This window comes from Variovorax sp. P4_B11 (genome assembly GCF_056402355.1).
Genome location: NZ_JBFUHO010000083.1, coordinates 23,445 through 30,038, shown reverse-complemented (window position 1 = coordinate 30,038; position 6,594 = coordinate 23,445). Strand labels below are relative to the sequence as shown.

Annotated in this window: 8 protein-coding genes and 1 pseudogene; 4 read left to right on the top strand and 5 right to left on the bottom strand. The window is 64.2% G+C overall.

Annotation, left to right across the window (positions count from 1 at the left end; genetic code table 11):
• Positions 1–628 (bottom strand): annotated as a pseudogene (locus tag AC1DYD_RS37185) (NAD(P)(+) transhydrogenase (Re/Si-specific) subunit beta); the annotation flags it as partial.
• Between the two features lie 175 nt (positions 629–803).
• Between AC1DYD_RS37185 and AC1DYD_RS37180 the strand changes: the two are divergent.
• From AC1DYD_RS37180 to AC1DYD_RS37170, 3 genes are all read left to right on the top strand, one after another.
• Positions 804–1,175, top strand: a complete 372-nt coding sequence (locus AC1DYD_RS37180) for a tautomerase family protein (protein ID WP_478177753.1) — start codon at positions 804–806, stop codon at positions 1,173–1,175.
• Between the two features lie 10 nt (positions 1,176–1,185).
• Positions 1,186–2,115, top strand: a complete 930-nt coding sequence (kce, locus tag AC1DYD_RS37175; RefSeq protein ID WP_478177752.1) for a 3,5-dioxohexanoate:acetyl-CoA acetone transferase — start codon at positions 1,186–1,188, stop codon at positions 2,113–2,115.
• Between the two features lie 64 nt (positions 2,116–2,179).
• Positions 2,180–3,436, top strand: coding sequence for an MFS transporter (locus AC1DYD_RS37170; protein ID WP_478177751.1), 1,257 nt, complete (start codon positions 2,180–2,182; stop codon positions 3,434–3,436).
• Positions 3,437–3,448: 12 nt separating this feature from the next.
• Here AC1DYD_RS37170 and AC1DYD_RS37165 read toward each other — a convergent pair whose 3' ends face one another.
• From AC1DYD_RS37165 to AC1DYD_RS37150, 4 genes are all read right to left on the bottom strand, one after another.
• Positions 3,449–4,324, bottom strand: a complete 876-nt coding sequence (locus AC1DYD_RS37165; RefSeq protein WP_478177750.1) for an AraC family transcriptional regulator — start codon at positions 4,322–4,324, stop codon at positions 3,449–3,451.
• Between the two features lie 112 nt (positions 4,325–4,436).
• Complete coding sequence (locus AC1DYD_RS37160; RefSeq protein ID WP_478177749.1) at positions 4,437–4,865, bottom strand: SDR family oxidoreductase; 429 nt, start codon at positions 4,863–4,865, stop codon at positions 4,437–4,439.
• 22 nt (positions 4,866–4,887) lie between these two features.
• Entirely contained in the window at positions 4,888–5,205 is a 318-nt protein-coding gene (locus AC1DYD_RS37155; RefSeq protein ID WP_478177748.1) for an SDR family NAD(P)-dependent oxidoreductase, read from the bottom strand.
• A 10-nt stretch (positions 5,206–5,215) separates the two neighbouring features.
• Positions 5,216–5,782 carry a hypothetical protein gene (locus AC1DYD_RS37150; RefSeq protein WP_478177747.1) on the bottom strand — a complete coding sequence of 189 codons (567 nt, stop codon included), beginning with the start codon at positions 5,780–5,782 and terminating at the stop codon, positions 5,216–5,218.
• Between the two features lie 212 nt (positions 5,783–5,994).
• Here AC1DYD_RS37150 and AC1DYD_RS37145 point away from each other — a divergent pair, with 212 nt between their 5' ends.
• Entirely contained in the window at positions 5,995–6,561 is a 567-nt protein-coding gene (locus tag AC1DYD_RS37145) for a TetR/AcrR family transcriptional regulator (RefSeq protein WP_478177746.1), read from the top strand.
• Positions 6,562–6,594: the final 33 nt, after the last annotated feature.

Genomic DNA, 6,594 nt, shown 5'->3' with positions numbered 1-6,594 from the left:
GAAGAACGAGCGGTTCATCGCCTTGCACATGATGTAGCTCAGGATCGCACCCGAGCTGCCCACCAGCGAGCCGGCCACGATCAGCATCGCGTTGTTCAGGCTGAAGCCGATGCCCGCGGCCGCCCAGCCCGAGTAGCTGTTGAGCATTGAGACCACCACCGGCATGTCGGCGCCGCCGATCGGGATGATGATCAGCACGCCCATCACGAAGGCCAGCAGCACCATCGCGAGGAAGGCCGCCCAGGGCGATCACCGAGCCGCTGAAGGTGATCGCGCCGATGGCCGCGCCCAGGAACAGTTCGAGCCGGTTGCCCGCTGGAATCGCGTAGCGCAGGAAACCGTCGATGATGGCCGCCCCCTCGGGCGTGTTGACGCCGACGGCAGCGGCCACCGGCGGCGGCGTGATGCCGAAGGCCCAGGGCTCGACCACCGCAGCGACCGCAATGAACACGGCCGCCAGGCCGATCATGCTGTGGAAGAAGGCCACCAGCTCGGGCATCTGCGTCATCTCGACCGTCTTGGCCCGGTAGGCGCCGTAGCCGCCGCCGACCACCACGCCCAGCAGCACCCAGGCCATGCCGATCGCCTTGCCGCCCGAGAGCTGGACGATCAGCGCCGCGGTGGTCAGCGGCACCATCGAGGCCTCGAAGGCGTTGTTGTGCGCATCGCACAAGATCTCGTGGACCGAAAAGCAGCGCCAGGTGATGGCAGTTCCCCGCATTTTTTGGCGTTCTGCTGGAATCATGCCGGGCAAGGTAAGCAGAGACTGAAGGCTCCGAATGTCCCCCATCCCAGGAGCCAACATGCCCATCATCGTCTGTGAAAACCGCGTCGGACTCAAGGCCGAAGTGAAAGCGGAGATCGCCAGCAAGGTGACGACCGCAATCCAGGAAATCATCCGGTCGCCTCTGGACCTCATCAGCGTCGTGTTCCACGATCTGGACGGGCAAAGCACCTATCGTTCCGGAAGGCCCACCACCGATACCTTGATCTTCTGCCATCTGCGGGACGGACGAAGCGATGGCGCCATTCTTTCGCTCATCAAGGAAGTGAGCGCGATATGGAGCGCCTGCACGGGTGACTCGGAGGACAACATCGAAGTCGCCGCAGCCCTCTATCCGGCAAGACACGTCGTGCGAGCTGGTGAACGCCTTCCCGAAGCGCCTCGCGTCTGAGCGCCTTTCGATGAAGCAGCACAAGACCATCATCACGTGTGCGGTCACGGGGGCGGTTCATACGCCTTCGATGTCGCCACACCTTCCGATCACGGCCGACGAGATTGCAGCGGCCGCCATCGGCGCCGCTGAGGCGGGCGCGGCCATCGTGCACCTGCATGCGCGGGATCCGGAGACGGGGAAGCCCGATCAGACGCCCGGGCGATTTGCACCCATCCTGTCTGCCATACGCCAACGGTCGGATTGCGTCATCAACCTCACGACAGGAGGCGCCCCCACGATGACGCTCGATGAGCGCTTGCGACCCGTCGTTGAGTTCGGCCCCGAGTTGGCCTCGTTGAACATGGGTTCGATCAATTTTGGTCTCTTTCCGATGTTGAGCCGCTTCAAGGAGTTCAAGAACGACTGGGAGCGGCCCTATCTCGAGGGGTCGCGAGATCGCGTGTTCAAGAACACCTTCGCAGATATCGAGCACATCTTGCGTGTCGGCCGCGACAGCGGCACACGATTCGAGTTCGAGTGCTACGACGTCGGTCATCTCTACACGCTGGCCCACTTCGTCGAGCGCGGCCTGGTCTCCGGGCCTCTGTTCGTACAGACGGTGTTCGGCGTACTGGGTGGAATCGGCACACACCCGGATGATGTACTCGCTATGAAGCGCGCTGCCGATCGTCTGTTCGGCGATCAGTACCGCTGGTCGGTGCTGGGCGTCGGACGACATCAGCTTCCGATTGCGGCGATGTCCGCAGCGATGGGCGGCAACGTCCGCATGGGTCTGGAGGACTCGCTCTGGCTGCGGCCAGGCCTGCTCGCTCGGAGTAATGCGCAGCAGGTTCTCGCAGCGCGAAATTTGATCGAGCAGCTTGGACTCGAGGTCGCCACGCCCGCCGACGCCAGGAAGATGCTCGGCCTGAAGGGCAGCCACTGCGTCAACTTCTGATGGCCATGGGGCCTCTCGAAAAAAACCGGCCGCCGCCATCGGCGAGCAACACAGGAGACATGCCATGAAAGCTTACACACAGACGACAGCAGAACTCTCTTCGCTGCGCAAGATGTTGATTGTTCTCGGTGCCGGCATCGGCGTCATGTTGGGATGCGGACCGATCATGTTCTACTCGTTCGGCGTGATGGTCAGGCCCATCGCCGAAAGCACCGGTTGGGATCGCGCCTACATTGCATCCGCAGGCGGGATGGCGGCCATCGTCTTCGGCCTCATGTCGCCCGCCGTCGGCGCCTTGCTCGATCGAATCAAGCCTCGTCGCATGGCGATGCTCGGCATTCCTGCGTTCGGCATCGGCCTCGCCCTGGTCGGACTGGTTCCTCAAAGCGCCACTGCTTTTGTCGTGACGATGGTGATCGCGGCGGTCCTGGCCACCCTGCAGCTCCCGCACGCCTACAACTACGTCATCGTCGGCACATTCAACAAGGGGCGTGGGCTCGCCTTGGGCATTGCACTGTCTTTCGCCGGCATTGGCATCGCGCTGGCCGCGCCTTACTCGGCCTATCTGGTCCGTGCCTTCGACTGGCGGGTGGCCTACATGTTGATGGGCCTGACCGTGGTGGGCATCGGCCTGCCGAACGTCTTCTGGCTCGTGCGGGATCCTCCGGTCCGGGATCCTGTTGCCCAGGCGGAAAGCAGCGGCTATACCCTGGCCGAGGCCCTGAAGGACAAACGCTTCTGGATCCTGCTGGTATCGTTCGCGCTGATCGCCGCGGCAGTCGGCGCAGCCACCGTGCATCTACCGGTCGTCCTCGGCGACCGCGGCGTCGGTGGCAAACTGGCTGCGACGGTGGTGAGCCTGGTCGGCATCGCGACCATCGTGTCACGCGTGGGATTCGGCTTTGCACTCGACCGATTCAACCCCTCGTACGTCACCGCGCTGGTCTTCCTCGGTCCGTCGGCCGGACTGCTGCTGCTGTCCGTCGACGGTGCCCCGTCGCTCGCGATGGCCGGCGCCGTCCTGATTGGTGTCGGCCTGGGCGTGGAAGTCGATGCGGTCTCGTTTCTCGGCGTGCGCGCTTTCGGCCTGAAGCATTTCGGCAAGATCTTCGGGATGTTGTTCTTTGCCATCTGCGTCGGTACAGGCATTGGCCCGGTGGCCGTCGCCTTCGTCGGCAAGCATTTCGGATACACGCCGGCGCTGTGGGTGGCTTCGGCTGCTTCGTTGGTTGCAGCGCTGCTGATCCTGGCGTTGGGATCGGATGAGTCACGGCCTTCGGAGGCGGCCGGTGCCTGGCCGCCCACCAAGGCGGCGACCTGATCAAACGAGGTGTCAGATCACGGTCGTTCTTCGATAGGTCGACGGCGTGACGCCAGTCGCGTTCTTGAAGGCCGTGCTGAAATGCTGCGCGTGGCTGAAGCCGCAGTCGAGCGCAATGTCGGTAGCGCTTCGCCGCGCCTCGGCGAGCAGCTGCTTGGCCTTGGCAATGCGCTGCTCTTGCACGTAGCGCAGAGGCGTCAAACCGGTGCTCTCCTGGAATGCGCGTATGAAGTGGCGCGGGCTCACACCCGCCACTTCGGCCAGCACCTGAATGGTGAAAGGCCTCGAGAGGTCTGCTGCAACGTATTCGGTGACGCGCCTGAGGCTGGAGGCGGCGAGCCCGCCACGACGGACCGGCCCAATCGGATGGGCGCCGCCAATACGCGCCAACACGGCCAGGGCCTGCATGGCCCAACCTTCGGCGAACAGCTCGTAAAGACTGTCGGCGTGATGCGCTTCCCTGCACAGCGCGGCAAGGCTGCGTTGCAGGTCATCGCTCTGGAAAGAGATCAGCGGCCTGTCGAAATCGATGTCAGCGTGCTGGCCGGCCACCTTCGCATCAAGAAAGACCACCGCGTAATCGCAATGCGGACCCACCTCGAACTCACCTTCGATGTACATCGAGGCAGGAAACAGCGCGAGATTCGAACGCCCCGTCACGTCGGCATGTATCTGCCGGCCATCGAGGTCAAGATGCAGCTTCGAAACGCCGTTGCGAAACCAGAAGAGCGCCAGTTGCCGTTGCCGGAACCGCCAACCGATGGCGCCTGTCGACCTGCGCCGTAGCACCTCGACGTGTGTGGATCTGGAGTCGGCGGTAAGTCCGGAGACAAGCTCACCTCCGACATCTCGGAAGTCGTCATTCCCTGTCGGAACTTGCCCATCCATGTGTGGCTTTCTTTACAAAGCTAGCTCGATCTTACGCCACGGTTAGGAACGACGCTTTCTGTTGGCTGAAGCGGTCGGTCAGGGATCTACCGGTGCGGTCGACCTGCGCTGATCACAGAGGCTGCTGCGTTGGCAGAACAGCAATCTGCGCCAGATTGACCCGCGGTGGCAGGCGTACGACGAAGCTCACGAGCTCAGCGATGTCGTCGGGCTGCAACCATTCCACCGTCTGGCGCGTGCTCTGCAGGCGTTCGCGCACCCGGCTGTCGTCGATGTGACTCTGCAGGTCCGTCTCCACGATGCCGGGCTCGAGCGTGGTCACCCGCACGTTGCGTGGGCCCAACTCGGCGCGCAAGGTGTTGCCGAAGTGCGTCACGTAGGCTTTGGAAGCGGCGTAGACCGAGAAGGTGGGAAACAGCGTGCGCGCCGCAATGGAGGCGGTGTTGATCAGGTCCGCCACGCCTTGGCTGCCGGCGGCTGCGATCAGTTGCGGAACAAAGGCGCGCACCGTGTGATTCAGACCCCGGATGTTCAGGTCCACCTGCCGATCCCAGGGTTCGGCGTCAGCCCCCTGTCACCGGCGTCGGCAGCATCACTCCCGCGTTGTTGAAGACGATGCCGGCCGAGCCGAGACTGCGCTGCACTGCATCGGCCACAGTTCGGAGTGCCGTTTCGTCGGTCACATCCACTGGGAAGGCGTGAGCGCGTCCACCAACGGCCTCGATCTCGGCTACGAGCGCCGTGAGCCTCTCGGTGCGACGTGCGAGCAGGGCCACGGTCGCCCCGCGCGCTGCCAGGGCGCGCGCGGTGTGTTGGCCGATCCCACTCGAGGCGCCGGTGATGACGGCGACACGGCCGTCCAATTCCTTCGAGGTAGTCATGCGCGCGGTCCTACTTGCGCGCCAGCGGGATCTGCAGATTGGTCGGCCGGTTCTGCTCGGAGTCGAAACCGCGGCCGTCCACATGGCGCGCGCCCCAGAACAGCAGGCTGTGCGACACGTACACGAGGTCATACTCCATGAAATTCTTGCCCGCCGTCAAGCCGAAGGGCGCGAAGCTCTTGCCGAAGATGCTCTGCGTCTGGCCGACCTCCCATTTGGCGTAGCCCTGGGCGGCGATCTGGTTGAGGACGTCGGCAAAGCCCTGCAGCATCGGCGTGACCTCGTAGGCCTCGTCGGCCACGAAGTCCACCTTCTGCGCGCCTGGCGCGATGGGGTGCTCGCCCTGCCAGTGCATGTGGCCCCTGATCTGGATCTTAGCCAGCGGCACCTTGCCGTAGGGGTCGGCCGAATTGACGATGACCAGTTCGAATCGATTGTCCGGCAGCGCCTTGAACTCGCGCTTCAGATAGAAGGGCTTGAGCGCACCATCGGGCGTCTTCTGGGCGCTGGGTCGGATTTCGGGGGCGATGCTGATCCAGTCGCCGATGACGGCCTGCCTGGTTTGTTCCATGGTCATGGGAGAAGCTCCTTGAGCGGATGAAGAGGATGCGCAGGGCATGGCGCCGCAAGCGGCCAGGGTCAGCGGCAGGATCATGGACAGAAGGGCGTGGCGACGCAATGACACGGCGGGGCTCCTTGGAGGCGTGACTATGATGATCGTCATAGTAGCAGCAATTATGATGACTGTCATAGATTTTGTGAAATCAACTCGAACGAGGGGAAGTGGGCATGGCGGGTGACGTTCGCGGTCGCATGGTCGAAGGGGCGATGGCGCTACTGGCGCGGCGCGGGTTGCAGGCCACGTCGTTTTCCGAGGTGCTGTCGGCCACGGGCGCGCCGCGCGGATCGCTGTATCACCACTTTCCGCTCGGCAAGGACCAGCTCGTGGCCGCAGCCGTCGACTGCGCGGGTGCCGTGTTGACCGATGCGATGGAGCCCGTGGCCGGCGCGCCGGCCGAGGCGGTGGTCGCGCGCTTCCTCGCGATCTGGCGTGCGGTGCTCATGCGCTCGCAGTGCGAGGCGGGTTGCGCCGTGCTGGCCGTCACGGTGGCCACCGACTCGGCGGAATTGCTCTCACATGCCACCGCCGTGTTTCGCGCCTGGCGCGAGCGGCTGGCTGATCAACTGCGCGAGGGGGGGCTTTCGCCAACGGAGGCGCGAGCGCTCGCCATGCTGCTGATCGCCTCGGTCGAAGGCGCGGTGGTGCTCAGCCGGGCCGAACAGAGCCTTGAACCCTTCGAGGCGGTGGCGCAGTACCTGATGGCCCAAGTGCGTCGGCCACCCGGCGCTGGCTGATGCTGCCAAAAAGCGCACCGGAAACGCAATGTG

Coding starts and splice junctions, on each gene's coding strand:
- AC1DYD_RS37180 (WP_478177753.1), top strand. CDS start 804: ATGCCCATCATCGTCTGTGAAAACCGCGTCGGACTCAAGGCCGAAGTG.
- kce (WP_478177752.1), top strand. CDS start 1,186: ATGAAGCAGCACAAGACCATCATCACGTGTGCGGTCACGGGGGCGGTT.
- AC1DYD_RS37170 (WP_478177751.1), top strand. CDS start 2,180: ATGAAAGCTTACACACAGACGACAGCAGAACTCTCTTCGCTGCGCAAG.
- AC1DYD_RS37165 (WP_478177750.1), bottom strand. CDS start 4,324: ATGGATGGGCAAGTTCCGACAGGGAATGACGACTTCCGAGATGTCGGA.
- AC1DYD_RS37155 (WP_478177748.1), bottom strand. CDS start 5,205: ATGACTACCTCGAAGGAATTGGACGGCCGTGTCGCCGTCATCACCGGC.
- AC1DYD_RS37150 (WP_478177747.1), bottom strand. CDS start 5,782: ATGACCATGGAACAAACCAGGCAGGCCGTCATCGGCGACTGGATCAGC.
- AC1DYD_RS37145 (WP_478177746.1), top strand. CDS start 5,995: ATGGCGGGTGACGTTCGCGGTCGCATGGTCGAAGGGGCGATGGCGCTA.